Origin of the sequence: Rhizobium sp. 18055 (assembly GCF_902706285.1) — a bacterium.
Taxonomy (GTDB): domain Bacteria; phylum Pseudomonadota; class Alphaproteobacteria; order Rhizobiales; family Rhizobiaceae; genus Rhizobium.
Genome location: NZ_CACSKD010000109.1, coordinates 1 through 599, shown reverse-complemented (window position 1 = coordinate 599; position 599 = coordinate 1). Strand labels below are relative to the sequence as shown.

The 599-nt window shown below is 75.0% G+C and carries 1 protein-coding gene; it reads right to left on the bottom strand.

The features are described from left to right. Nucleotides 1-52: 52 nt before the first annotated feature. Nucleotides 53-599, bottom strand: a 547-nt coding sequence (locus tag GVL52_RS28215) for an NAD(P)/FAD-dependent oxidoreductase (RefSeq protein WP_200847947.1), incomplete at its 5' end; no start/stop codon positions are given.

The following is a 599-nucleotide window of genomic DNA, read 5'->3' as shown; positions in this document are numbered from 1 at the left end:
GCCCGCATGACAGGAGGCATGCGGGCTTCGGTGCGTCTGGAGGGAGGGCCCGTCAGCGGTCCAGTTCGGCCAGCGGCATCGCGAGCCTGCGCCGCACGAAGGGAAGGTGGTCGACCAGGCCGAGCAGTGCCCCCCGCGCCGCGCGTGCCAGCGGTGAAGACGCCGTTGCCAGCCGGGTGAGCGCATCGGTCGTGCGGACCACCTCGCGCGCGATCGCATGGCGCCGCGCCGCCCAGGCCGCGATCGCGCCGGTGTCGCCTTCGCGCAGGGCCCGGTGCAGCGGGGCCGCGAGTTCGACGGCGTCCTGGATGCCCGTGTTCATTCCCTGCCCGCCCGCCGGGCTGTGCACGTGGGCGGCATCTCCGCACAAGAGCGCATGCCCCTTCCACACCTGCGCCGCCAGCCGGTGCTGCACGTGGAACGACGATCCCCACAGCAGCTCCCTGATCGCGGGGGTCGTGCCGGGCCGGGGACCGCGGGTGCCGAGCAGGGCGTGCACATGCGCCGGCGTCACGTCCGGGTCCGGATCGTCCACCGTGGCCACCACGCGGTAGCGGTCAGCGCCGCCGCCGGGCAGGGGCGCGACCACCATCAGGCCC